22 protein-coding genes, 1 tRNA gene and 1 pseudogene are annotated in these 22,480 nt (G+C 70.9%); 9 read left to right on the top strand and 15 right to left on the bottom strand.

From position 1 onward, the window contains the following. Positions 1-300: 300 nt before the first annotated feature. Positions 301-882 (top strand): dihydrofolate reductase family protein, encoded by a 582-nt coding sequence (locus tag ACGFW5_RS06290; protein ID WP_393833011.1) that lies wholly within the window; start codon positions 301-303, stop codon positions 880-882. Positions 883-975: 93 nt separating this feature from the next. Here the strand turns inward: ACGFW5_RS06290 and ACGFW5_RS06285 are convergent, their stop codons facing one another. The 4 genes from ACGFW5_RS06285 to ACGFW5_RS06270 all read right to left on the bottom strand — a co-directional run bounded on the left by ACGFW5_RS06285 (position 976) and on the right by ACGFW5_RS06270 (position 3,626). Next, positions 976-1,620: a hypothetical protein gene (locus ACGFW5_RS06285; RefSeq protein WP_393833010.1), complete on the bottom strand. Its 645-nt coding sequence runs from the start codon at positions 1,618-1,620 to the stop codon at positions 976-978. Between the two features lie 125 nt (positions 1,621-1,745). Continuing rightward, complete coding sequence (locus ACGFW5_RS06280) at positions 1,746-2,210, bottom strand: HIT family protein (protein ID WP_393833009.1); 465 nt, start codon at positions 2,208-2,210, stop codon at positions 1,746-1,748. A gap of 157 nt (positions 2,211-2,367) precedes the next feature. Continuing rightward, positions 2,368-2,895 carry a hypothetical protein gene (locus tag ACGFW5_RS06275; protein WP_393833008.1) on the bottom strand — a complete coding sequence of 176 codons (528 nt, stop codon included), beginning with the start codon at positions 2,893-2,895 and terminating at the stop codon, positions 2,368-2,370. Positions 2,896-3,140: 245 nt separating this feature from the next. After that, on the bottom strand, positions 3,141-3,626 hold the full coding sequence (locus tag ACGFW5_RS06270; protein ID WP_393833007.1) for an aminotransferase class III-fold pyridoxal phosphate-dependent enzyme: 486 nt from the start codon (positions 3,624-3,626) through the stop codon (positions 3,141-3,143). A 25-nt stretch (positions 3,627-3,651) separates the two neighbouring features. Between ACGFW5_RS06270 and ACGFW5_RS06265 the strand changes: the two genes are divergently transcribed. Continuing rightward, positions 3,652-3,834 carry a hypothetical protein gene (locus tag ACGFW5_RS06265; RefSeq protein ID WP_393833006.1) on the top strand — a complete coding sequence of 61 codons (183 nt, stop codon included), beginning with the start codon at positions 3,652-3,654 and terminating at the stop codon, positions 3,832-3,834. Positions 3,835-4,322: 488 nt separating this feature from the next. Then, complete coding sequence (locus ACGFW5_RS06260; protein WP_393833005.1) at positions 4,323-5,849, top strand: RICIN domain-containing protein; 1,527 nt, start codon at positions 4,323-4,325, stop codon at positions 5,847-5,849. A 54-nt stretch (positions 5,850-5,903) separates the two neighbouring features. Here the strand turns inward: ACGFW5_RS06260 and ACGFW5_RS06255 are convergent, their stop codons facing one another. Further along, positions 5,904-6,392, bottom strand: coding sequence for a hypothetical protein (locus tag ACGFW5_RS06255; protein ID WP_393833004.1), 489 nt, complete (start codon positions 6,390-6,392; stop codon positions 5,904-5,906). Positions 6,393-6,435: 43 nt separating this feature from the next. Further along, on the bottom strand, positions 6,436-7,533 hold the full coding sequence (locus ACGFW5_RS06250; protein ID WP_393833003.1) for a hypothetical protein: 1,098 nt from the start codon (positions 7,531-7,533) through the stop codon (positions 6,436-6,438). A gap of 285 nt (positions 7,534-7,818) precedes the next feature. On the opposite strand from ACGFW5_RS06250, the gene ACGFW5_RS06245 reads away from it, so the two are divergent. Beyond that, entirely contained in the window at positions 7,819-8,538 is a 720-nt protein-coding gene (locus tag ACGFW5_RS06245) for a hypothetical protein (RefSeq protein WP_393833002.1), read from the top strand. A gap of 65 nt (positions 8,539-8,603) precedes the next feature. Further along, a complete protein-coding gene (locus tag ACGFW5_RS06240) occupies positions 8,604-10,568 on the top strand; it encodes an FG-GAP-like repeat-containing protein (protein WP_393833001.1) in 1,965 nt (654 codons plus the stop codon). Between the two features lie 244 nt (positions 10,569-10,812). On the opposite strand, the gene ACGFW5_RS06235 is transcribed toward ACGFW5_RS06240, so the two are convergent. After that, positions 10,813-10,886: transfer RNA gene (locus ACGFW5_RS06235), tRNA-Pro, on the bottom strand. A gap of 93 nt (positions 10,887-10,979) precedes the next feature. On the opposite strand from ACGFW5_RS06235, the gene ACGFW5_RS06230 reads away from it, so the two are divergent. Further along, complete coding sequence (locus tag ACGFW5_RS06230; protein ID WP_393833000.1) at positions 10,980-11,465, top strand: DUF309 domain-containing protein; 486 nt, start codon at positions 10,980-10,982, stop codon at positions 11,463-11,465. A 77-nt stretch (positions 11,466-11,542) separates the two neighbouring features. Here ACGFW5_RS06230 and ACGFW5_RS06225 read toward each other — a convergent pair whose 3' ends face one another. From ACGFW5_RS06225 to ACGFW5_RS06200, 6 genes and pseudogenes are all read right to left on the bottom strand, one after another. Then, positions 11,543-12,172 carry a lactate utilization protein C gene (locus ACGFW5_RS06225; protein WP_393832999.1) on the bottom strand — a complete coding sequence of 210 codons (630 nt, stop codon included), beginning with the start codon at positions 12,170-12,172 and terminating at the stop codon, positions 11,543-11,545. Beyond that, positions 12,169-13,586, bottom strand: a pseudogene (locus ACGFW5_RS06220) (lactate utilization protein B). The gene ACGFW5_RS06225 and the pseudogene ACGFW5_RS06220 overlap by 4 nt, the downstream one beginning before the upstream one ends. Next, a complete protein-coding gene (locus ACGFW5_RS06215) occupies positions 13,583-14,338 on the bottom strand; it encodes a (Fe-S)-binding protein (protein WP_393832998.1) in 756 nt (251 codons plus the stop codon). The pseudogene ACGFW5_RS06220 and the gene ACGFW5_RS06215 overlap by 4 nt, the downstream one beginning before the upstream one ends. Before the next feature lie 159 nt (positions 14,339-14,497). Beyond that, the gene (locus ACGFW5_RS06210) at positions 14,498-15,727 is read right to left on the bottom strand and encodes a cytochrome P450 (protein WP_393832997.1); all 1,230 of its coding nucleotides are present in this window, start codon (positions 15,725-15,727) and stop codon (positions 14,498-14,500) included. A 108-nt stretch (positions 15,728-15,835) separates the two neighbouring features. Continuing rightward, positions 15,836-16,693 (bottom strand): ketose-bisphosphate aldolase, encoded by an 858-nt coding sequence (locus ACGFW5_RS06205; protein ID WP_393832996.1) that lies wholly within the window; start codon positions 16,691-16,693, stop codon positions 15,836-15,838. 65 nt (positions 16,694-16,758) lie between these two features. After that, a complete protein-coding gene (locus ACGFW5_RS06200; protein ID WP_393832995.1) occupies positions 16,759-17,643 on the bottom strand; it encodes an SIS domain-containing protein in 885 nt (294 codons plus the stop codon). A gap of 139 nt (positions 17,644-17,782) precedes the next feature. Between ACGFW5_RS06200 and ACGFW5_RS06195 the strand changes: the two genes are divergently transcribed. Then, a complete protein-coding gene (locus ACGFW5_RS06195; protein WP_393832994.1) occupies positions 17,783-18,562 on the top strand; it encodes a DeoR/GlpR family DNA-binding transcription regulator in 780 nt (259 codons plus the stop codon). 87 nt (positions 18,563-18,649) lie between these two features. On the opposite strand, the gene ACGFW5_RS06190 is transcribed toward ACGFW5_RS06195, so the two are convergent. Then, on the bottom strand, positions 18,650-19,249 hold the full coding sequence (locus ACGFW5_RS06190; RefSeq protein ID WP_393832993.1) for a TetR/AcrR family transcriptional regulator: 600 nt from the start codon (positions 19,247-19,249) through the stop codon (positions 18,650-18,652). Positions 19,250-19,430: 181 nt separating this feature from the next. Here ACGFW5_RS06190 and ACGFW5_RS06185 point away from each other — a divergent pair, with 181 nt between their 5' ends. Both ACGFW5_RS06185 and ACGFW5_RS06180 read left to right on the top strand, forming a co-directional pair. Then, the gene (locus tag ACGFW5_RS06185; RefSeq protein ID WP_393832992.1) at positions 19,431-20,366 is read left to right on the top strand and encodes a phosphatase PAP2 family protein; all 936 of its coding nucleotides are present in this window, start codon (positions 19,431-19,433) and stop codon (positions 20,364-20,366) included. Then, positions 20,363-21,301, top strand: a complete 939-nt coding sequence (locus ACGFW5_RS06180; protein WP_393832991.1) for a DMT family transporter — start codon at positions 20,363-20,365, stop codon at positions 21,299-21,301. Before ACGFW5_RS06185 ends, ACGFW5_RS06180 begins: the two co-directional genes overlap by 4 nt. A 12-nt stretch (positions 21,302-21,313) precedes the next feature. On the opposite strand, the gene ACGFW5_RS06175 is transcribed toward ACGFW5_RS06180, so the two are convergent. Further along, entirely contained in the window at positions 21,314-22,432 is a 1,119-nt protein-coding gene (locus tag ACGFW5_RS06175) for an FAD-dependent monooxygenase (protein ID WP_393832990.1), read from the bottom strand. Positions 22,433-22,480 lie beyond the last annotated feature (48 nt).

Below are 22,480 nucleotides of genomic sequence, written 5' to 3'. Positions count from 1 at the left end.
TTGTCCTCTCCTGTCCTCGAATCCTAGGAAGAGAGGACAGACACGTGGGTGAGCGCGGGACCCGCGGTGGGACGACCACACCCTCGTCGTCGACGACGTCAGCGGCGACGAGAACCCTCGGAAACGGCACTTGTTACACCGCGTCCACCCGCGTCCGGGTGCCGCGATCCAGGAATGCGGTGACGATGAGTTTCGCCGTGGCCCCGGGTCTCCCTCATGAGAGCCCATCAAGCACGGGTGCGGCCCGGTCAACCGACCACAGGTTGAGGGCCGGATCAACCATCAGGCGAGGAGCCCATCATGACCGTCACGTACACCTTCGACGTCTTTTCGAGCCTCGACGGCTTCGGCGGCGTGAGCAACGACAGCTGGGGCGGTTACTGGGGCAAGCAGGGCCCGGAACTGCTCGACCACCGCCTCGCCCTGTTCGACAAGGAGCAGCGGATGGTCTTCGGGGCCACCACGTATCGCGCCTTCGCGCAGATGCTGGCCGAGAGCACCGAGGAGTCCGGGGTGCGTGACGCCTGGGTCTCGCGGATGAGGAGCATGCCGGCAACGGTGGTGTCGAGCACGCTGGACGAGCCGCTGGACTGGCCGGATGCGACGGTCGTGCGCGGTGACGCCGTCGATGTCGTCGCCCGGCTCAAGAGGGAGTCCACGGTGCCGTTGCGCTCGCACGGCAGCCTGTCGTTGAACCGGGCGCTGATGGCCGCCGGTCTCGTCGACCGCGTCCAGGTGACGCTCTTCCCGGTGATCACAGGTCGGACCGGGGACGCCCCGATCTTCCGAGGTGCGGCCGACTTCGACCTCGAACTGATCGAGAGCCGAACGCTCGACGGCGACATCCAAGAGCTCACCTACCGGCCGACGCTGCACGGCTGAGCGTTTCCCTGCGCGCCGCCCGTCTTGTTCGCCTGAGCCTGAGTACGAAGGGACGCACCGGGGAGACCTCTGACCGCGTCGGCCCGGCCCGCGCTAGCAGTACCCGTCCACCCTGGCGCGGCCGGCCGGAGCGAGGCTTGGCCAGGGCCGTCCCGCCCTGTCGGAGGCAGCGGAACGGAGCAGGTCGAGCACGGTCGACCCCGGATAACCCTGGAAACTCGCATAGGCATGGCGGTGGTAGCAGCTCCAGTAACTCACCACCCGGCGCTCGGTCCGCGCGAAGAACTCCGGGTTCTCCACGATGAAGTGCCCGTACGCGAGGTGTCCGGGTGCGCCCGGCGAGGCGAGCTGACGGAGCTCGTCGCGGATGACGACCAGGATTTCCAGGACGTACTCACCAACCAACCGCACGACGAACGGAATCACCCAGGCTTCCGTGGAGCCGACGACCTCCGCCAGATGGCGCTGCCGCACCCGCCCGTCGCAGTGCCGGGAGTACAAGCAGTGCAGGATCTGCCGTTGACGCGGCGAGAGCGACCCCAGCGCACCGGCCGGGGGTTCGTCGTTGTAGACCCGCTCGGGAAGAGACACCCGCCAGCCCTCCACGACGACCGAAAACCAAGCAATCGGCGCGAGTTCAGAGGCGGGCATGACCGCCAGAACTGCCTCGACGTCTTCGACGAGCCCGGCTGGAAACGCGGCGATCAATGGGTTACTTGTGTGGGAAGGCAGCTGCACGAATCGAGCATACGTGTGGATTCCTCTCGCGCACGTATGGATTCTTTTGCCCCAGGGCCTGCTGACCGCCTGACCGTTCCGGCAGCTTCCGCACAGGTGCCCCACGGTCACCCCGGCACCCCGTATCACTGGGCGTTCCGGTGCCGGAGCCGAGCTCGGAGAGTGAGGGCTGTCTGATCCGCCCGGTCAGCCGTCACTCGCTCTTGCTCCGGTCGCCGAAGCAGCTCGAAAATGCCGGGCCCGCGATGCTCCGGTGGCAGATCTGTCATGCGCGGAACGATGTGGAAGTGCACGTGTGCGAAGCCTTCGGCTTCGGCGAACTGGACGACGTAGGTCTTGGCGCAACCAGTCACGCTGCGAAGGGCCCGGGAGAGCTCGACCTGCCATACCCCCAGCGCAGATGCCTCGGCGTCGGTGAGGTCATGAACCGCGACAACGTGGCGCCGAGGCAGCAGCACCAGCCAGCCGGGCACTGCGGTGTTGAAGGCGTGGGCCACCCGCCAGTGCTGGTCATGCACCACGCACTCACGGGGTGGAAGGTGGTCGAACTCTGCTTCCCTGCCGCATGCGTAGCAGTCCGGAGTCGTCATGAACTGAGATCGTAGAACCGCCGCACCACGAAACGCCGGTCGGCCTCAGCCCACCGATCACCGATCACCGATCACTCGTCACCCGTCATGCCGGAGCCGCGGGCGTTGGCCGACCGGTGCCGTTGCCCCTGTTGCCCGGCGCCCACCATGCGGGCCGCTAACGGCGGTCGTCGTCGAAGGCGCGGTAGAGCGTGTACCGCTTGGAGTCGCCCGCACCCGGGGTGGCGGCTTCATGGGCGGCGACGTCGACCCATTCGGCGACCACCATCGCGTGCTCGCCGTCCGATGTCAGGTGGACGTGTGCCGCGAGCAAGCCCGACGCCGGCGCGACCGCGGAGTCCACGTCGCCCAGCGCCAACGTACTCACCACAAAGACGCCGGCCGGCCGCTCCGCATCGTGAACGACCTTGCGCATCAAGCGAGTTCGGGTCAGACCGGGACGCTCGATGCCGGGCACGAGCGCGTCGACGCGGCTGACGGCACTGGCGCGATGGGCACGGGCCCATGCCAAGTGGTCCTCATCGCTGGTCCACTGCGCGTAGAAGAGGAGACCGGCACCATCGGTGGACAGGAAGACGTGCTGCGCCAGGCGCCCCGGAGGCGTCTCGGCCGCCGCCCACTCTCCCATCAACGCGTCGACGGCCAGGTGCGAACGCTCGGTGGCGCCAGTGATCCACTCACTCATCAGAGCGGTCCCGGCGGCAGGGCGAACGAGGTCCAAGAAACGTGTCATGGGCGCCGACTCTCAAGCATCAAGTGCACTTGAGGTCAAGGCCCTTCCTCCTCAAGCCCCGGGGATCGAGCTCGGGGAGCACACGAAGGGCGTACCTACCCCGGTGATCGACGGATGGTCGCCGGGCAGGATGGATGGTCGCCGTGCAGGTCGGTGTTCGCGGCACCCGTCGGGAAGCACGCCCGCGCTCAGCGTCGTCACCGACGACCGCTCCACGCCGGACGGCTGTCCGATCGACGAATCGTCCGTTCCCGGACACCGGCCACCGCCGCGACGGCATGGTCGAGCAGTGCCAGGCCGCGCTCCACCTGACTGTCCGTCACAGTGAGCGGCGGCAGCAGCTTGACCACCTCCTCCTGGAGGCCCGCGGTCTCCAGGAGGAGCCCGGCCCGATAGGCGGCGTCGCAGACCTCGCGGGCCGCGCCCGGGCGGTCCAGGGGCAGCCCCCACGCCAGACCCCGTCCGCGCGGGGCCGCGAGCCCATGACGGCGGGCCATCTCGACGAGGGCGCGGCGCACGCGTTCGCCCAGCACGGCGGTCCTGGCCTGAAGCGCACCGTCGGACCAGAAGACCTCCAGGGCCCGGGCAGCGGTGACGAACGCCGGGTTGTAGCCCCGGAAGGTGCCGTTGTGCTCGCCGGGACGCCACACGTCGTACTCGGGACGCATCAGCGTGAGCGCCATGGGCATCCCGTAACCGCTGATCGACTTGGACAGGCACGGGCCCGACCTCGGCCTCGGTGCGCACCGGGCCGCCGTGATCCTGAACGCGGTCGCCGGCCGCACCGTCCACCCGCTGCCCGCCCGCACCGCCTGGACCAGCTTTCTGCCGCCCGGATCCGCAGCCGAACCCCGCCAGGAGGTGAACTCCGCGCCTGCGCAAGCCCGTTGAGCACTGGTGAGTGCAGCGGGCTCGCGCGCGAAGGGGCAGGCACCGGGCCATGGGTGCCTTGGGGGCGCGCCGTCCGAGCCCGACGCGCCCGCAGGAATGCGCGGGGACGGAATGTTCACCTGGACGGGTGCGGATCCTCGGTGTCTTTGAGCCGTTGTCCCGGCTCCACCCGGCGAGCCCGGTGCGGATGAATGCCGGTGGCACGTGCCGGACACCTGGAACGGTACGCGTCCCGCACCCTCAAACCCTTCGTGGTGAGATGACCGAACCGTGTACTGCCGGGCTTTTCGGTGCGGCCCCGCTGCGGTCTCCTGTAAGCGTCCCCGGGGCCACGCCGTCCTCATGGCCGAGGACGACGCCCTCGGCCTGACCAGCCGCTACGGGCAAGGGCCCCGGAAATCGCCCACGTTGACGCCGTGTCCCCCGGCGACGGCCGCCGCCGGGGTTCACCCTGGGCACGGGCCGGCAACGGTACGGAAGGGATGACCATGAGCACCACCCAGGAGCCAGCCACCCACGACGAGAACCCCGCCCCGGCGATCAGCACCATCGCGGGCACCGGCGTCGCCGCGTACAAGGGGGACAACGAGCCTGCGGCAGCAGCCCAGTTGAACCGCCCGTACGGGGTCGCCGTGGACGACAACGGCACCCTGTACTTCTCCGACTTCTACAGCAACCGGGTCCGCAGGATCACCACCGACGGCAGGATCAGCACGGTCGCGGGCACCGGGCAGGCCGCGTTCAAGGGGGACGGCGGCCCGGCGGCGGCCGCCCAGCTGAACTACCCGCGTGAGGTGGCGGTCGACAGCACCGGCACCCTCTACATCGCGGACACCAACAACCACCGGATCCGGAAGGTCACGGCCGACGGGACGATCAGCACGGTGGCCGGCACCGGTACCGCGGGCTTCACGGGCGACGGCGGCCCCGCCACCGACGCACGGCTCAACCTCCCCGTGGGGCTGGCGGTGAACAGCGCCGGCGACATGTACATCAGCGAGTACTACAACAACCGGGTCCGCAAGGTCGCCGCCGACGGGACGATCAGCACGGTCGCGGGCACCGGGCAGGCCGCGTTCAAGGGGGACGGCGGCCCGGCGGCCTCCGCCCAGCTGAGGAACCCCCACGGCTTGGCGGTGGACCACGCGGGCAGCCTCTACGTCGCCGACTACGCCAACCACCGGATCCGGAAGATCGATCCGGACGGCGGGATCACCACGGTGGCCGGCACCGGCACCGCGGGTTTCAGCGGCGACGACGGCCCGGCGGTCTCCGCGAAGCTGAACGGTCCGGTCGGGGTGGCGGTGGACAGCACCGGCACCCTCTACATCTCCGACTACAGCAACCACCGGGTCCGCAGGGTCGCACAGGACGGGACGATCAGCACGGTGGCCGGCACGGGCGTCGCCGGGTTCGGCGGCGACGACGGACCACCGGCGTCGGCGCAGCTGAACTATCCGTTCGGGCTCGCGGTGGACTGCATCGACAGCCTCTTCATCGCCGACCACATGAACCACCGGATCCGGAAGATCGCCTCCTCGAAGACGGCCGGGCTGCCCGACTCGGGCACCGTGGTCCGCTGGACCAACGTCCGCAGCAGGCTGCGGCTGGGCGTCCTGCGCGAGTCCACCAAGGACGGCGCCGAGATCCACCAGTCCCTGCCCGCTCCCCGGGACCACCAGCGGTGGCGGCTGGTGGCGGCGGGCCAGGACGACGGCGAGGTCCTGTACCGGATCGAGAACCTGCGCAGCGGCAAGGTCCTTGAGGTCGTCGACGCGCTGGAGAACGCCGGGGCGGTCGTCGCGCAGCGCGCCTACGAGGGCGCCGACGCACGCCACCAGCAGTGGCGGCTGATCCCGGTGGGCCCGGTGACCGACACCCCGCGGGTGTTCGAGATCGCCAACGGCAACAGCGGGCTGCTCCTGCGGGTCGACACCAACGCCCCGACGCCGGTCAGGCAACACGACGCGGACGGCGACCACCGCAACCGGCAGTGGCAGTTGCTGCCGGGATGACGCAGGACGTCCGGGGGCGGAGGCGAGGTCGCCTCCGCCCCCGGACGTCGGGCACTACCGGGAAGCCGACGGGTCCTCGGCGGCGGGCTTGGCCGCCTTGGGGGCCTCCGGCGTCCTGGGGGCCTTGGAGTAGTCGCTCTTCTTCGGCCTGTTCTCCAGGTCCCCGTCCTTCTGGAGGTCGCCGTGCTCCGTCACCGTCGTGCTCGCCTCCTTCATCCCGTCCGATGCGGCCCTGGTCACCGAGCCGGGGTCCTGGGCGTACTGGGCCTGCGCCCCGGCCGACGCCTGGGTGGCCTGGATGAAGGACCCGAGGAATCCGAGCACCGCCCGCGCCTCGGGCGACTGCTCCTGCACGACCTTCGCGCGCGAGGACGCCCCGTGGATCGCGCTGTTGAACAGGCTCGTGCTCGTGTCGTCGTACGTGTCGTCCTCGGAGTCCTCGAAGTCGACGCCCGCACCCGGCTGCGCTTTGAGCCTGTCGGTGGTCACCGAGAAGAGGCCCGCGCCCTGTCCCGCGGAGTTGAAGATGTTGTCGAACACCATGGTCGTCACCCCTGGTTGTCGTCGTGGCGGCGGCGCCGCCCGGTCACGGTTGCTTGTGCAGCGATCGCTGACTGTCGGTCAGGTCCTCGACGTCGAACATCGTGTGGTGGACGTCCAGCGCGGAGACGACCTCGGCCGATCCCTGCATCCGGAAGCCGCCGGCCGTCAGCTCGATGTCTCCGATGTCGCGGGCGACCAGCCGGTCGAGGGCGGGATAGGTCCCCGGCTGCGGCGGGGAAAGGACGGCCACCGGCACGCTGTAGTACACCGCGATCAGCCCGGAGAAGGTCACCGGGATCTCGTAGGAGTACTGCTTGCGGGTGCGCCGCTGGGTGACGAGGGTCGCCACCCTGGAGTCCGGCGGGACCTCGCCGGAGATCTGCGACTTCGACGCCCACGTGGTGGTCAGGGATCCGCCGACACTGGCCGCGATGCCCAGCGCCAACTGCGCGTTGAGCGACGCACTGCCGGTGGCGCTGCCCGTGGTCGTGAACCCCACCGAGTTGGTCATTCCGTTCGACGCCGAATTCGACGCGGCATTTCTTGAGGACACCTCCGAGGCGTGGGCGTTGTCCACACCGACGCTGTCCTTGCTGTTCTTGTTGGTCACGGTGTCCGTGTTCCGGTTCGCCTGCTCGTTCTGCGTCTGCGTCTGCTGCTGCGACTGGAGATCGAGCCGGAGCTGGTTCTGCAACTGGAGTTGCAGGGAAGCGCTGACGCTGCCGCCGAAGGTGAGCTTGGCGTCGCCGTGCAGGGACCAGGTGACGCCGTTCGACACGGTGAAATCGACCGAGTCGGTGAACGTCATCTTGGTCGTCTGACTGCGGTTGACGTAGGAGCGGGAGGAAAAGGTGTCGGCCGGCGGCTGGGTGATGTTCAGCCGCTCCTCGATCAGCGGCTCTCCTAGATTCATGTAGGAGAGCCAGCCCAACTGGAAAGCAGAGCTGGGGATGGTGCCGAAGGCCGACTTGTTCACGGAGAACCCGATGGGCTGGTGCTGCACACCGGAGGCGTCGGTGAAGACCAAGTTGGGATGGTTCAGGATCGACTGCCAGTTCTGGGCGATGCCCAGTTCTCCCAGGTTCTTCTTGGTCAGTGGCTGGCGCTTCGCCTGACCCAGGTTGTACGCGTTGGAAGGCATTCCCCGTCCTCGACTGATTCTTGTCGAATCACGCTTGATGGAATGGAAAAATGCGTGTACGTGCTGTGCGGTAATCGAAGCTAACACGGGCTCCAATTCCTCGGGAAGACCCTTTCACGCATCACCCTCAATCGAGTGAATCGTATGTTCCGACTGTTCTCAACTCGCGGACCGGATCGCTAGATTGAAGCGCTGTCATCAACACGGGAATTCGGAAAACCGGATGCCCGATTCGTTTTCTGCCCATTCAAGATTCAGGAATTCAGAAAGAGGTGAGGTTTCGCGATGTACACCCAAGAACGCACGACGATGGCGAATCTGGTGGTCGGCGGCCCGGTGGCGGTCAACAGCTACGACAACGCGATCGTGGCGGCGCTGGTGGAGAACCGGCCGGTCATGCTCGTCCACGCCTTCAACGGCGGCTACCTGCGCCCCGCCGAGCTGGCGAAGGAGAGCCACGACAAGGGCGTCAAGCTCGCCACCGCGCTCGACCCGGCCACGAAGGACGCGCAGGGACACCTCTGGTACGTCACCCCCGCCGGCTTCTTCGGACAGCGGCCGCTGTACTTCATCGAGAGCGCCGCGGGCCAGGTGGAGCCCGATCCCGCCGGCGCGGGCGGGGCCGGGGACGGGCGCGGCGACGACGGCGTGCCCAAGCCGCAGCGCAGGCGTGTCACCGTCCACCAGGAGGCCCCCAAGAGCACGGCCGACACCGTGCAGGTGGGCCTCCCCGACAAGGTCGGCGACAAGTGGCGCGGGAAGAACGGCGCGCCCGAGGACACGCAGCTGTGGGTGGTCACGGTGACGCCATGGGGCGGGATCACGTTCGTGCCGATCACCCACCCCGACGCCATCCTCGGGTTCAAGGACCACGCGGTGACCGCCGACAGCGAAGCGCGCCTCACCTACAACTGGGGCGGGGACTTCACGGGGACGGTCATCAACACGTTCTACCCGCGGCTGCCCAGCGAGTGGACCGTCCCCTACCACCACGTCTTCACGTAGGGGCGTCATCCGCCCGCCAGACCTGTCCCGAGTCGTCGTCCGCACCTCATGGAAGAGGCACCACGATGCCCGTGCCCATGGAAGAACTGAAGCTGGAGATCGTCAACGCCGCCACGGGGCAGACCCTCGGCGTGCAGGCCGCGCCGGGCGCGGACGGACCCCTGGTCGTCCGTCACGTCGCCGACGAAGGCCCGGGCCGACGCCCAGGTCGACAGCTCTGGCACCTCACCCCCTTGCCCGCCGCGCAGGCCGACGAGGCGTACGTCATCGGCGACGCGGCCGGCGGCAAGGTCCTCGACAATCCGGCCGCCCCCGACCACGGAGTGCGCCGGGCCGCTGCCTCCGGTGGCAAGCAGAGCCAGCAGTGGCACATCGTCCCTGTCGAAGGTGAGGCGGGCCTGTACGTCATCGAGACCGCGACCGACGGCACCGTCCTCGACCTCGCCGACCCCGGTCCAGGCTCCGGCTCCGGCTCCGGCTCCGGGGCCGGGGCCGGGGCCGGGGCCGGGGCCGGGGCCGGGGCCGGGGCCGGGGCCGGGGCCGGGGCCGGGGCCGGGGCCGGGGCCGGGGCCGACCTGGGCGACAGGAAGGTCGTGCTGCGCGCATACGACGACGCCGCGCGGAGCCAGCGCTGGCGGTTCGTCCCGGACGAACCGGAGCGCACCAGCGACCCGGTGCTGCGCTGGGCGTCGCTGAGCCACTGGAACGGCCGGCAGTCCTGGCGGCTGGCCCGTTCCGCCGCGCTGCGGCCGGCACCCGAGGCGACACCTTCCTTCAGCGACCTGCTGCTGGTCCTCGAACGGTTCGGCAGCGACCAGAGCGCGGGCGGCTGGAAAGGCGTGCCGAACGACTGCTCCCTGAGTGGACAACCGGGCTGGAGGACCGGGGCCGATGCGCGCTTCCTCGCCGACACCACGGGAGCGGGACGGCACGACATCGTGGGGCTCAGGCTCCCGAAGGGGGCGGTGGCGGCGTCCAGCGGGGGCGACGGCACGTTCGCCGACGCCGAGCGCGTCCTGCTCCAGGGCCCGCCCTCCGCCAACCCCGCGGACCTGTGGACGTTCGCGGACATCACGGGGGACGGCAAACCGGATGTGGTCGTGCTGTCCGCCGACGGCGTGCGGGTGTCCGCCCGGCAGGACGACGGGACGTTCGCGCCCGCGAGCGGTGAACCGGCACTGAAGGCGTTCGGCCGCGCCGAGGAGGCGGGCGGCTGGGACGCCGGCAAGCACCCCCGCTTCCTCGCCGACACCACCGGCAGCGGCAGGCTCGACCTCGTCGGCTGCCACGAGGACGGCGTCTGGATCTCCGTCCAGGACGAGGACGGCACGTTCGCGCCGCTCGCCGACGAACCCGCCCTCACGGCGTTCGGCCGCGCCGAGGACGCGGGCGGCTGGGACGCCGGCAAGCACCCCCGCTTCCTCGCCGACACCACCGGCAACGGCAGGCTCGACCTCGTCGGCTGCCACGAGGACGGCGTCTGGGTCTCCCTCCAGGACGAGGACGGCATGTTCGCCGAACCCCTCTACGTCCTCGACGACTTCGGGGTCGACCAGGGCTGGAGCTCCGCCGCTGCGCACCCACGGTTCCTGACGGCGACCACCGGCGGCGGTGCGGTGGACATCGTCGGATTCGGCCCGCAGGGCGTCGTCGTCGCACACGGACGCGGTGACGGGACATTCGAGCCCGCGAAACTCGTCCTGAACGACTTCGGGCACGACCAGGGCTGGAGCAGCGACAGGCACCTCCGGTTCCTCGTCGACGTCACGGGTGACGGCGCACCGGACGTCGTCGGCTTCGGCGACGAAGGGGTCTGGGTGGCGCACGGCCGCGGCGACGGCGGCTTCGAGCAGGCCCAGCTGGTGTGCCGCGGCTTCGGGTACGCCGACGACGCCGGCGCCTGGCGGGTGGGCCGCCACCCCCGGTACCTCGCCGACATCACCGGCGACGGGCGCGTCGACATCGTCGGCTTCGGCGGTCCGGGGGTGTACGTGGCCCGCAACCTCTTCCGCCGCTTCAGGACCCGCTGAGCAACCCGGCCGGGCCGCGCCCGGCATCCGCGTCGCCAACTACAGGCACCCACCGGTCAGATGACGATGCGTCAGCTCCGGTGCCTCGCACCGCGTCCGATCGCGGTCTCACCGCCAGCAGCCTGCACACGGACACACCTGAGGGGCCAGGAGCCCTTGCCCGCCGGTCCCCCACAGGTCCCGAAACGATCGAGGGCCGGTATCGGATGTCTCCGATACCGGCCCTGATCTCGACTCTCTCAAGTCGGGACGACAGGATTTGAACCTGCGACCCCTTGACCCCCAGTCAAGTGCGCTACCAAGCTGCGCCACGTCCCGATGCCCGCCTGACCTGGGGTTTCCCCCGGCCGTTCGTGCATGAGAACCATACCGCACTCTGGGGCCGCACCAGGAACGGGGCACAATCGGCACATGGACAGTTCTGCGGCCCGGGATCGTGATGCCGAAGGGCGGGCGCGCAACGCCCGGCCCAGGGACGGGCTCGGCCGGCCGTTGCCCTACGGTGCCGAGGGCGTGGCCCGCCAGCCGGAGGGCGTGACGAGGCGTCCCGACGAGACGGTGCGCGAGGCGCAACGGCTCCTGGCGGCGGGGATGCCGTTCCACGCCCACGAGGTGTTCGAGGACGCGTGGAAGTCCGGACCCGCACAGGAGGAGCCGCTGTGGCGGGGGTTGGCGCAGCTCGCGGTGGGCCTCACGCATGCCGCACGCGGCAACGCCAAGGGTGCCGCCTCGCTTCTCGAACGGGGCACCGGCTCGCTCGCGCGGTATGCGGCGCGAGAGGGCGTACCGACGTACGGGATGGATCTGGACGGGCTCGCCGGGTGGGCGCGGGCACTGGCCGGCCGGCTGCCGGGGCCCGTCGACGCGGCGACGGACGCGCCGCGCCTCACCCACTGAGCCCACATCACGCTCCGAGCCCGCCTCACTGACTGAGCCCGCTCACTGACCGAGCCCGCTCACGCACTGAGCCCGCCTCACTCGCTGAGCAGGACCACGTCGAGGGCGCGGGGGCCGTGCACGCCCTCGACCCGGTCGAGTTCGATGTCGCTGGTGGCCGAGGGGCCCGAGATCCAGGTCAGCGGCCGGCGGGGATCCACGCGTGGCATGGCCTGCGGGACGGAGGCGACGACCTGTCCCGGCGCCCGTACGACGCAGATGTGATGGTCGGGGACGAGGGTGATCCGGCGGCGCCCCTGGCCCGGCCCACCGTCCAGGACGATGGTGCCGGTCTCGGCGATGGCCAGGGCGCACCCGGTGACCACGCTGTCCACGGCGTCGAGTTCGTGCGCCGTCGCTTGCGCGGTGTCCATGACGCGTACGCAGGTGGTGTCCGCGAGCCAAGCCGGCGGCAGTCCCGCGGGCGTCAGCACGCTCTTGGACCCCCGCGCCGTCAGCAGGCGCGCGATGAGCGAGGCCACCGAGGCCGGGTCCGTGCGGTGCACGACGGCACGGTAGTCGGCAAGGTTGTCGTGCAGCAGGCCGAGCACGGCGGCCGGGTCGTCGGCGGTGTGGCTTGCGAGGTAGTCGCGGCTCGGCGCGGGGGCCGCCGGGGCGCCGTCCACGGCGGCCCGTACACGGGTCAGGATGCGGTCGCGTGAGCTCATGTGCGGTTCTTCTTCCACCAGTCACGGAAGGGTTCTTCGGGCAGTCGCGGCAGGCCACGGCCCTCGGTCCAGGCCTGCACGCCGGGCGGGTGCTTCGGGTGCAGCGCGCGGGTCCTCGCCGCCGCCCGCTCCCCGCCGCCATGACCGCCGGATGGTCCATGGCCCAGGTCGCGGCCTTCATCACGGCCTTCTCCACGCGGTGCCCGCGGCCGCCCTGACCTGCGACCTGCTCGCGGAGGTGGACCAGGACCTCCGGGATGTCGATGGCGACGGGGCAGACCTCGTAGCAGGCGCCGCACAGGGAGGACGCGTACGGCAAGGAGGCGTCGAGCTCGCTCGTCGTGCCGCGGAGCTGGGGCGTCAGGATGGCGCCGATCGGGCCCGGGTAGACCGAGCCGTAGGCGTGGCCGCCGGCCCGTTCGTACACCGGGCACACGTTGAGGCAGGCCGAGCAGCGGATGCAGCGCAGCGCCTGGCGGCCGATGTCGTCGGCGAGGGCGTCGGTGCGGCCGTTGTCGAGCAGCACCAGGTGGAAGGTCCCCGGGCCGTCGCCGTCGGCGGTGCCGGTCCACATGCTGGTGTACGGGTTCATCCGCTCGGCCGTCGACGAGCGAGGCAGGGTCTGAAGGAAGACCTCCAGATCCCGCCAGCTGGGAACCACCTTCTCGATGCCGACGACCGAGATCAGGGTGTCGGGGAGGGTCAGACACATGCGGCCGTTGCCCTCGGATTCGAGGACGACCAGGGTGCCGGTCTCGGCGACCATGAAGTTGGCGCCCGAGATCCCCACCTTCGCCCGCAGGAACTTCTCCCGCAGATGCAGCCGGGCCGCTTCGGCGAGGTCGGCGGGCTCGTCGGTGAGTCCTTCGGGGGCTGCCCTTCCCCAACTCCCCATCCGGCGAAGGAAGATGTCGCGGATCTCGCCCCGGTTGCGATGGATCGCCGGTACCAGGATGTGCGAGGGACGGTCGTCGCCGAGCTGGACGATGAGCTCGGCGAGGTCCGTCTCATAGGCGTGGACCCCCTCGGCGGCGAGGGCTTCGTTGAGGCCGGTCTCCTGCGTGACCATCGACTTGACCTTGACCACCTCGCTCTCCCCGGTGGCCTTGACCAGACCGGTGACGATCCGGTTGGCCTCGGCCGCGTCGGCGGCCCAGTGCACGGTGCCGCCGGCTGCGGTGACCGCCTCCTCCAGCTGCACCAGATAGCGGTCGAGGTGGCGCAGCGTGCGGTCCTTGATCTGCTTGCCGGCCTCGCGCAGCTGCTGCCAGTCGGCCAGCTCGGCGACGGCTGCGGCGCGCTTGTCACGGATGGTGTGGGTGGCGTGCCGCAGATTGGCCCGCAGGGTGGTGTCGCGTACGGCGTCGCGGGCGGCTTCGGGGAACGCGGGCATGCCGACGAAGGTGGCGCTCATACGGGGGGCTCCGCTTCCGTGCTGAGAAGGATCTCGGCGATGTGGAGCGCCCGCATCGGGGCGTCCTGTCGGTGGAGGATGCCGCCGATGTGCATCAGGCACGAGTTGTCCGCGCCGCACAGCACGTCGGCCCCGGTGGACGCGGCGTTCCGCACCTTGTCGGCGCCCATGGCCACGGAGACGTCCGGGTTCTTGAGCGCGAAGGTGCCGCCGAAGCCGCAGCACTCCTCGGCGTCGGGGAGCTCGCGCAGTTCCAGGCCCTTGACCGCTTCGAGCAGTCGGCGCGGCCGGTCGCCGAGGCCGAGGGTGCGCAGGCCGTGGCACGAGGGGTGGTAGGTGACGGTGTGCGGGAAGTACGCGCCGACGTCGGTCACTCCGAGTACGTCGACGAGGAATTCGGTCAGTTCGTACATGCGCGGCGCCAGCGCGTCGGCGGCCTCGGTCAGCTCCGTGCCCCGGCCCTCCGCGGCCGCCTTGCGGGCGATGCGCGGATAGGCCTCGCGGACCATGGCCGCGCAGGAACCCGAGGGGGTGACGATGTGGTCGTACCCCGCGAAGACCCGGGCCATCCGGCGCACCAGGGGCTCGCTCTCGCGCCGGTAGCCGGTGTTGAACTGGGGCTGCCCGCAGCAGGTCTGCCCCGGCGGGAACGCGACCTCGACCCCCAGCCGTTCGAGCAGCTTCACCGTCGCGATGCCGGTGGCCGGGTACACCGCGTCGTTGACGCAGGTGACGAAGAGTGCGACGCGCATGGTCGGAGGATATGCCGCCGCAGGACCCGCCGAAAGAACCCGGCGATCGAGGAGCACGGTCGGATGCGGGCCGCGATTCATAGGTGCGCAGCCCGTCCTGAGGGGCAGGCCGACTGCCGTGGGGGTGGGCCGCGTTGCTGCCCGGAGCGATTCGGTCGCTCACCAGGTCAGCGGAAGCTCCTCCGGCGAGCGGTGGATCATCGTCGGGCGCATGACGACGGGTCTGTCCTCGGCCAGGCGCAGTCCGGGCAGCCGTGTCGTCAGCAGTTCCAGGCTGATCCGCAGCTGTTCGCGGGCCAGCTGGGAGCCCGGACAGCCGTGCACGCCGTATCCGAAGGCGAGGTGGCGGGCGGGTGGGCGGGTGATGTCGAAGACGTCGGGGCGTTCGTGGCGGCTGGGGTCGCGGTTGGCGGAGCCGTAGGCGACGAACACCACCGCCCCGATGGGCAGTTCGGTGCCGGACAGCACGACCGGCCGGGTCGTGATGCGTCGGAAGCCCTGGATCGGACTGTCGTAGCGGGCGGCTTCCTCGACGGCGGCCGGGATCAACTCGGGTTTCTCGCAGAGCAGTTCCCATTGCGCACGGTGGTGCAACAGATGCAGCAGCGTGGAGCCGATGAGCGCGCTCGTGGTGAGGTGCCCGGCCAGCAGGAAGTTCTGCAGATGGGCGACCATCTCATGGCGTTCGTCCAGGGTGAGCTCGCCGCCGGCCGCCTCGCCGCCCCCCGCGAGCGCGGCGATCAGCGAGCTGCACAGGTCGTCCTGGGGGCGGGCGTGGCGTTCGCGTACATAGGTGTCCAGGAGGTGCTGCATCGCGACGACGTCACGGGCCGCCGCGAGCTGGTCCGCCTCGTCCATCGGCCGGAACAGCAGCTGTTCGGCCCGGTGGCCGCCGTGCACGACGAGCGGCACGTCCGCCGGGTCGAGGCCCATGAGGTGGCCGATGACCTGCCCGGGCAGCTTGAGGGCGAACTCGGCCATGAGGTCGGCGAAGCCCCGGGCCGCGAAGCCGTCGACGAGTTGCGTGGCCCGTGCGGCGGCGTACGGCACGACGGCGGCGACGCGCGAGGGCGAGAGGCCGTGCACGACGGGCGCGCGCAGGCGCTGGTGCAGGGCGCCGTCGGAGCTGACCACGACGGGCCGGCCGCCGAACCCGCGGCCCATCTCGGCGAGCACCGTGGGCCCCGGCAGGACGTCGGGGCGCAGCGCGTTGGCGGAGGAGAACGCCTCGGGGCGGCGCAGGACTTCGCGCACGTCGGCGTCCCTGGCCACCAGCCACGCGTCGAGTTCCGGTACGAAGGTCAGGCCCTCGGCGTGCCGGGCCCGCGCGTAGTGCGGATACGGGTCGCGCTGCAGCGCGTCGAGCCGAGCGTGCTCATGCCTGTCCACAGGCCCATCGTCTATGACGCCCGGCCACATCGGAAGAGCGCCGCAGGGGCGGAACGTGGCGCTTTCGCCGCCGGGGCCGCCGCGGGGCCCGGCGGCGGCGCGTACGTGTCAGGCGGTCCCGTCGAGGACCCCGATCAGGCGGGTGACGGTCGCCGCCATCGCCTGGCGCCCCACCGTCAGATAGGTGCGGGCGTCGACCGCCTCGGGGTGGGCGGCGAGGTAGGCGCGGATCGCGTCGGTCATCGCCAGGTTCAGCGCCGTGCCGATGTTGACCTTGGCGATGCCGCCGGCGACCGCGGCCGTCAGCGCGTCGTCGGGGACTCCGGACGAGCCGTGCAGCACGAGCGGCACGCGCAGGACGTCGTCGAGCCTGGCGAGCAGGGCGTGGTCGAGTTCGGCGGTGCGCGAGGTCATGGCGTGCGTACTGCCGATGGCGACGGCGAGCGCGTCGACGCCGGATTCGGCGACGAACTGCCGCGCCTGTTCGGGGTCGGTGCGCGCGCCGGGCGCGTGGGCGTCGAGCGGTGCTCTGCCGTCCTTGCCGCCCACCTCGCCCAACTCGGCCTCGATCCACAGCCCTTGGGTGTGCGCCCAGTCGGCGGCGGCGCGTGTCGCGGCCAGGTTCTCCTCGTACGGCATGTGTGCGGCGTCGTACATGGCGGAGCTGAAGCCGGCGTCGGCGGCCTGGCGGAGCAGTTCGTCCTGCTTGACGTGGTCGAGGTGCAGCGCGACCGGCACGGACGCGGCCTCGGCGGCAGCGGCCGCGGCGCGGGCCAGCGGCAGGACCCGGCCGTAGCGGAACTTGACCGCGTTCTCGCTGACCTGGAGGACGACCGGCGACCTGGCGGCCTCGGCGCCGGCGATGACGGCCTCGGCGTGTTCCAGCGTGATGATGTTGAAGGCCGCGACGGCGCGGCGTTTGACGGCGGCCTCGGCGACGAGCGTGCCGGTCCGTGCGAGTGGCATCAGTGCTTTCCCTTCACCTGTGCTGCGGCTGTGGCGTGTCGTCCGGTGTCATGTGCCGGTTCCGTTCAGGCGCCGTCGAGGATGACCGAGCGGGTGAGGTGGCGCGGCCGGTCGGGGTCGAGTCCGCGCGCGGCGGCGACGGCGACGGCCAGGCGCTGGGCGCGGACGAGTTCGGCGAGCGGGTCGAGGCGGCCCTCGATCCACAGCGCGCCGGTCGCGGCCACCTGTTCGGCAAGGCCCTCGGGCGCCTCGCCGAACATCCAGGTGGCGGTCGTGGTGGTGGAGATGCTGATGGGACCGTGGCGGTACTCCATCGCCGGGTAGGCCTCGGTCCAGGACAGCGATGCCTCGCGCATCTTGAGGGCGGCTTCCTGGGCGAGACCGTTGGTCCAGCCCCGGCCGAGGAAACTGAACTGGGTGGCTTCCACGAGGCCTGCGGGCAGCGGCTGCGCGAGGGCGGTGTGCGCGTCGGTGACGGCCTGCTCGGTGTGCAGCCCGAGGTGGGCGCGCAGCAGAGTGAAGGCGGTGGTCGCGAAGCGGGTCTGGACGACCGACTCCTCGTCCGCGAAGTCGAGGACCACGATGTCGTCGGCGGCCCGCATCACCGGCGTGGCGGGGTCGGCCGTGACGGCGGTGGTACGGGCGCTGCCGCGCACTTGTGCGAGGAGGTCGAGCACTTCGGTGGTGGTGCCGGAGCGGGTCAGCGCGACGACCCGGTCGTAGGAGCGGGCGGCGGGGAACTCGGATGCGGCGAAGGCGTCGGTCTCGCCGAGGCCCGCGCTCTCGCGGAGCGCGGCGACTGCCTGCGCCATGAAGAAGGAGGTGCCGCAGCCGACGACGGCGACGCGCTCACCGGCGGCCGGCAGGGCGTCCTTGTGCTGGAGGGCCAGTTCGGCGGCCCGCTTCCAGCATTCGGGCTGACTGGTCAGTTCGTTCTCGACATGGCTCATGCCGGCTCCCACCCTGTGGATCTGCTGCGCCTGCGTGCGTGTTTCTGCAAAATATAGCTCGATTTCGAGCACGATCAAGCATATGCGGTGCGCTAAGGTCACTACGGACGGTTACCGGTACGAAGAACGGTGGACAGGGATGTCGCGCGATGCCCGCTGGCAGGCGCTGCTGGAACTTCTCGTGGAGCAGGGCCGCCTCGATGTCGACGAGGCGGCCACCGCCCTCGGGGTGTCGGCCGCGACGATTCGCCGCGACTTCGACCAGCTCGCGGAGCAGCAGATGCTGGTGCGGACCCGGGGCGGGGCGCTCGTGCACGGCGTCTCCTACGAGTTGCCGCTGCGCTACAAGACGGCGCGCCAGGCGTCGGAGAAGCAGCGCATCGCGAAAGCGGTGGCGGATCTGGTGGCGCCGGGCGAGGCGGTCGGTCTGACCGGCGGCACCACGACCACGGAGGTCGCCCGCGCGCTCGCGGTGCGGCCCGAACTGGCCGGCGGATCACCGGCGTTGACGATCGTGACGAACGCGCTGAACATCGCCAACGAGCTCGCGGTGCGGCCGCAGTTCAAGATCGTGGTGACGGGCGGGGTGGCCCGACCGCAGTCCTACGAGCTCACGGGGCCGCTCGCGGGCGGGGTCCTGAACCAGATCACGATGGACGTGGCGGTGCTCGGCGTCGGCGCGTTCGATGTGACGCACGGGGCCTCGGCCCACGACGAGGACGAGGCCGGGATCAACCGGCTGCTGTGCGAGCGTGCCGAGCGGGTCGTGGTGGCCGCGGACTCGACGAAGCTGGGCAAGCGCACGTTCGCCCGGATCTGCGCGACGGCCCAGGTGGACACACTGGTGACCGACACCGCCGTGTCCGACGAAATGGCCGCGCGGTTCACCGAGGCCGGGGTGACGGTCGTCGCGGTCTGATCCCGCGTCAACTGCCGTACGGCCGGGCCCTGTCGGGGCCCCGGGCCCCGGCCGAGGCCCGTTCGGCCGCTCGGCCGCCCTTGCGGGTCAGCCGATCCTCAGCGCCGGAAGGACGACGGCCTCGACCAGCCCGAGCAGCGTGTCCGCACCGCGGAAGCGGTCCTCGAAAAGCCGCTCGATGCGCAGCATGCCCATGATCATGGGAGCCACGTACCCGAGCGCGGGATGGTCCGCCGCGATCTCGCCGCGCTCGACCCCGCGCGCGAGCATGGCGTCCAGCGCCGCGATCTCGGGGTTCAGGACCGTCTCGCGCAGGGCTTCGCGCAGGTCCGGATGCTTGATGTAGGCCTGCCCGACGGCTTCCATCAGCTCGGTGTCGCGTCCCTCGCGCCGGCCGACCGCGCGGGCCGCCTCGCGCAGGTCTCCTGCGAGCGTCCCGGTGTCGATGCCGGCGAAGAACGAGCAGCGGCTCCTGGCGAGCGCCGAGGTGACGAGCAGCGGCTTGCTCTTCCACTGCCGGTACAGGGTGGCCTTGCCGCACTTGGTCCGCGCGGCGACGCCCTCCATGGTCACGGAGTCGTAGCCGCCCTCTCTGAGCAGGTCGAGCACCGCGTCGTACAGCTCCAGCTCACGTTCGGGGCTGATCTTGCTGCGACGGGCGGCGGCCGTGGCGGCCTGCGTCGACATCGTCGACATCGTTCCCTCCGGAGAAAAAACAAGGGGTGCTCCTGCTGGGACGAGAGTAGGCTCCGCCCGTTCGAGACGCAAACGTATCGAGACGTTTGCGTCTCGATGAGTTTGGATCTAGCCTTCCTATGTTTGCTTGTGTTTTTTCCACGATTCGATCCAGGTTCAAAGGGGCCGGAGAATGTTTGCCGGTATAACCACGGGGACGCGGCGCCAGACCCGTCCCGCAGGACCGGAGACGACCGCTTCCCGGCCGCCCCTGGTACGCGAGCTGCTGCTCGTGACCGCGCTCTTCCTCGTCTACAAGTTCGGCCGTCAGCTGGCGAACGGGCACGAGGCGAGCGCCTTCGACAACGCCGACCGCGTGTGGAGCTGGGAGCGCGCGCTGCACCTGCCCGGCGAGGGCTCCGTGCAACACCTGCTGCTGCACGGCGACACCCTCGTGAAGGTCGCCAACACCTTCTATGCGACGGTGCACTTCCCCGCCACCGTGGCCTTCCTCGTCTACCTGTACCTGCGCCGCCCCGGGCACTACCTCTGGTCGCGCCGGGTGCTCGCCGGGCTCACCGCCGCCGCCCTGGTGCTCCACATCACGGTCCCGCTCGCCCCGCCGCGGATGCTGACCACGGCCGGACTCGTCGACACCGCGCAGGTGTACGGGCCCTCCGTGTACGCGGCGACGCCGGACACCGACGCCATGGCCAACCAGTTCGCCGCGATGCCCTCGCTGCACTTCGGCTGGGCGCTGATGGTCGCCATCGGGCTGATCATGGCGACCCGGAGCCGCTGGCGCTGGCTGTGGCTGCTGCATCCGCTGCTCACCCTGCTGGTGGTCGTCGGCACCGCGAACCACTACTGGCTCGACGTGATCGTGGCCACGGCGCTGCTGGGCGCGGTCCTCTTCTTCGTACCGGCGCCGAAGCACGCCCTACGGTTGCCTGCGGCATCCAAGCCGTCGTCGCGGACGTCCGCTCCGCCCGCGGGCCGGCCGGCCGCGGTGACGCGAACCATGTCCCCGTACCAGCCCGAGGACGCGCCACCGCCCCAGCCCGCGCCGTCGCAGACGCCCACTCCCCCGCGCGCTCCCGCGCCCCAGCTCTCCGAGGCCGTGCGATGAACGAATCCGCGCTGCTCGCCATCCTGCTCTCACTCGCCTCGGCCGCCGGCTACGCGCTGGCCGCGGTGGGCCAGTCCCGGCTCGCCGCCCAGGGCGGCGGGGGCATGGGACAGCTGCTCAGGCGGCCGCTGTGGTGGTGGGCCGTCGGCCTGAACGCCGCGGGCGCCCTCATGCACGTGGCCGCACTCCACTACGGCCCGCTCACCCTGGTCCAGCCGCTCGGCGCGCTCACCCTGGTCGCCGCGCTGCCGCTCTCCGCGTACTACGAGCGGCGCCGCGTCAGCCGCCGCGAGTGGCGCGGCGCGGCCTGGACGCTGGCCGGACTCACCGGCCTGATCGCCGTCACCGGGCCCGCGAGCCCCGGAGACGCGCTCAGCCTCAGCGAAGCCCTCGCCATCGCCGCGGCCACCGCTCTGCTGCTCGCCTTCCTTGTGCGGGCCGGCGCGCACTCCGCACACGGCGGCCGCCTGCGCCTGGCCGCCGCGTCCGGTGTCGCCTCCGGGGTGGCCTCCGCGCTGACCCAGACGGTCACCGCCGCACTGGCCCGCGAACTGCCCTCGGGCCCGCTGACCTGGTGGCAGACCACGCTGCTCGCGTTCCTCGTGGCGACCTTCGCGGTGGGCGGCCTGCTGCTGTCGCAGGCGGCCTACCGCGGCGGCCTCGCCGCCCCGCTGGCCGTGGTGAACCTCGCCAACCCGGCGGCCGCCGCGGTGATCGGGGTCGCGCTGCTGGGCGAGACCTTCCACGGCGGCGCACTGGGCTGGCTGACGGCCGCCGCGTCGGCAGGCGTCGCGGCCCGCGGCGTGATCATGCTGACCGCCCCGGCCCCGGCCGACCTCCCGGCACCCCTGCCCACGGACTCGCCGCCCCCAGAACCCACGCTCCGCCTCACGGACCTCCCCACCCAGGAACCGGCCGTGAGGATCACGGCCTGAGGACGCGCCGGGTCACGTGCCTCGGACGTCCAGGGCGATGGCGTTCTTGGCGCGTTCCACGGATTCCGCACTGGCCGGACCCCCCGGGTTCTCCGTCGCCAGTGCCTGGTTGAGCGCCGCGAAGGGCCGCAGCCGTGCCTCGTAACGCGCGAACGCCGCGCGGTGGTCACCGGAGCCCTGGCCCAGCGCGCCCGCGAGGACGTACGCGCCCACCAGCGCGAGGCTGGTGCCCTGACCCGACAGGGGCGAGGCACAGCATCCGGCGTCCCCGAGCAGTACGACCCTCCCCCGCGACCACTGGTCGAGCCGGATCTGTGCCATGGCGTCGCTGTAGAAGTCGGGGGCCGCCCACAACGCTTTCACCAGCCGCTGTGTCTCCCAACGGAGCCTGCCCATCCGCTCGGCCACCTTGGCTTTCAGTACCTCCGGGCACAAGGTCTCCGGGTCGAGTGGTCCGGAAGCGAAGCCGAAAGTGATCCGCAACTCGCTGTTGTCGCGCACCGGATAGATGCCGTAACCGGCGTCGCCGTCGCGCTGCCACAGCTGCCAGTTGTCGAGCCCGAGGAAGTTGTCCGAACTGAAGATCGCGAGATGCGTGCCGAGGTGGTGCAGGAACTCCGCTTCGGGCCCGAAGGCGAGCCCACGCACCGCCGAGTGCAGCCCGTCCGCCCCCACCACGAGATCGAAGGTGCGCGACGCGCGGTGCTCGAAGTCGACATGGACGCCCCCGTCGTCCTGGACGAGCCCTGTGACACGATCCGCATAGATGAACTCGGCCTCTCTGGAGGCGAGTTGGGACAGCATGGCCATCAGGTCCTCGCGCAGCAGCTCGACATCCCCGCTGTCCAGGCGGCCGCTGCTGAAGGTGAACTCCGTGCTTCGGTGGACCTCGCTGCCGTCCGCGTCGAGCAGGGACATCCCTCGCATGCGGGTGGCCACCTGACGCACCCGGCCGAGCAGCCCCATGCATTCCACGACATCGAGTGCCACTCCCCTGATGTCGACCGCCTGCCCGCCGGGCCGCGGCCCCGGAGCACGCTCGACGACGGTCGGCGCGAAACCGTTGCGGCGCAGCCAGTACGCGAGCGTGCAACCGGCGACACCGGCGCCGGAGATGAGGACGGTCTGCATGGCGGACTCCTTGTCCGATGGTGACAGGCAGCTCAGCTGAAATACCGT

Source organism: Streptomyces sp. NPDC048416 (genome assembly GCF_043200435.1).
GTDB lineage: Bacteria > Actinomycetota > Actinomycetes > Streptomycetales > Streptomycetaceae > Streptomyces.
Note: the sequence above shows the minus strand (reverse complement) of the source record. Positions and strands in the feature narration are given on the sequence as shown.

Bases quoted from the DNA above. Each gene is read 5' to 3' on its own strand.
- ACGFW5_RS06180 (WP_393832991.1), top strand. From the start codon at position 20,363: ATGAACGAATCCGCGCTGCTCGCCATCCTGCTCTCACTCGCCTCGGCC.
- ACGFW5_RS06185 (WP_393832992.1), top strand. From the start codon at position 19,431: ATGTTTGCCGGTATAACCACGGGGACGCGGCGCCAGACCCGTCCCGCA.
- ACGFW5_RS06195 (WP_393832994.1), top strand. From the start codon at position 17,783: ATGTCGCGCGATGCCCGCTGGCAGGCGCTGCTGGAACTTCTCGTGGAG.
- ACGFW5_RS06230 (WP_393833000.1), top strand. From the start codon at position 10,980: ATGGACAGTTCTGCGGCCCGGGATCGTGATGCCGAAGGGCGGGCGCGC.
- ACGFW5_RS06290 (WP_393833011.1), top strand. From the start codon at position 301: ATGACCGTCACGTACACCTTCGACGTCTTTTCGAGCCTCGACGGCTTC.
- ACGFW5_RS06280 (WP_393833009.1), bottom strand. From the start codon at position 2,210: ATGACGACTCCGGACTGCTACGCATGCGGCAGGGAAGCAGAGTTCGAC.
- ACGFW5_RS06260 (WP_393833005.1), top strand. From the start codon at position 4,323: ATGAGCACCACCCAGGAGCCAGCCACCCACGACGAGAACCCCGCCCCG.
- ACGFW5_RS06240 (WP_393833001.1), top strand. From the start codon at position 8,604: ATGCCCGTGCCCATGGAAGAACTGAAGCTGGAGATCGTCAACGCCGCC.
- ACGFW5_RS06205 (WP_393832996.1), bottom strand. From the start codon at position 16,693: ATGCCACTCGCACGGACCGGCACGCTCGTCGCCGAGGCCGCCGTCAAA.
- ACGFW5_RS06275 (WP_393833008.1), bottom strand. From the start codon at position 2,895: ATGAGTGAGTGGATCACTGGCGCCACCGAGCGTTCGCACCTGGCCGTC.
- ACGFW5_RS06255 (WP_393833004.1), bottom strand. From the start codon at position 6,392: ATGGTGTTCGACAACATCTTCAACTCCGCGGGACAGGGCGCGGGCCTC.
- ACGFW5_RS06215 (WP_393832998.1), bottom strand. From the start codon at position 14,338: ATGCGCGTCGCACTCTTCGTCACCTGCGTCAACGACGCGGTGTACCCG.
- ACGFW5_RS06190 (WP_393832993.1), bottom strand. From the start codon at position 19,249: ATGTCGACGCAGGCCGCCACGGCCGCCGCCCGTCGCAGCAAGATCAGC.
- ACGFW5_RS06200 (WP_393832995.1), bottom strand. From the start codon at position 17,643: ATGAGCCATGTCGAGAACGAACTGACCAGTCAGCCCGAATGCTGGAAG.
- ACGFW5_RS06225 (WP_393832999.1), bottom strand. From the start codon at position 12,172: ATGAGCTCACGCGACCGCATCCTGACCCGTGTACGGGCCGCCGTGGAC.
- ACGFW5_RS06245 (WP_393833002.1), top strand. From the start codon at position 7,819: ATGTACACCCAAGAACGCACGACGATGGCGAATCTGGTGGTCGGCGGC.
- ACGFW5_RS06270 (WP_393833007.1), bottom strand. From the start codon at position 3,626: ATGGCGCTCACGCTGATGCGTCCCGAGTACGACGTGTGGCGTCCCGGC.
- ACGFW5_RS06175 (WP_393832990.1), bottom strand. From the start codon at position 22,432: ATGCAGACCGTCCTCATCTCCGGCGCCGGTGTCGCCGGTTGCACGCTC.
- ACGFW5_RS06250 (WP_393833003.1), bottom strand. From the start codon at position 7,533: ATGCCTTCCAACGCGTACAACCTGGGTCAGGCGAAGCGCCAGCCACTG.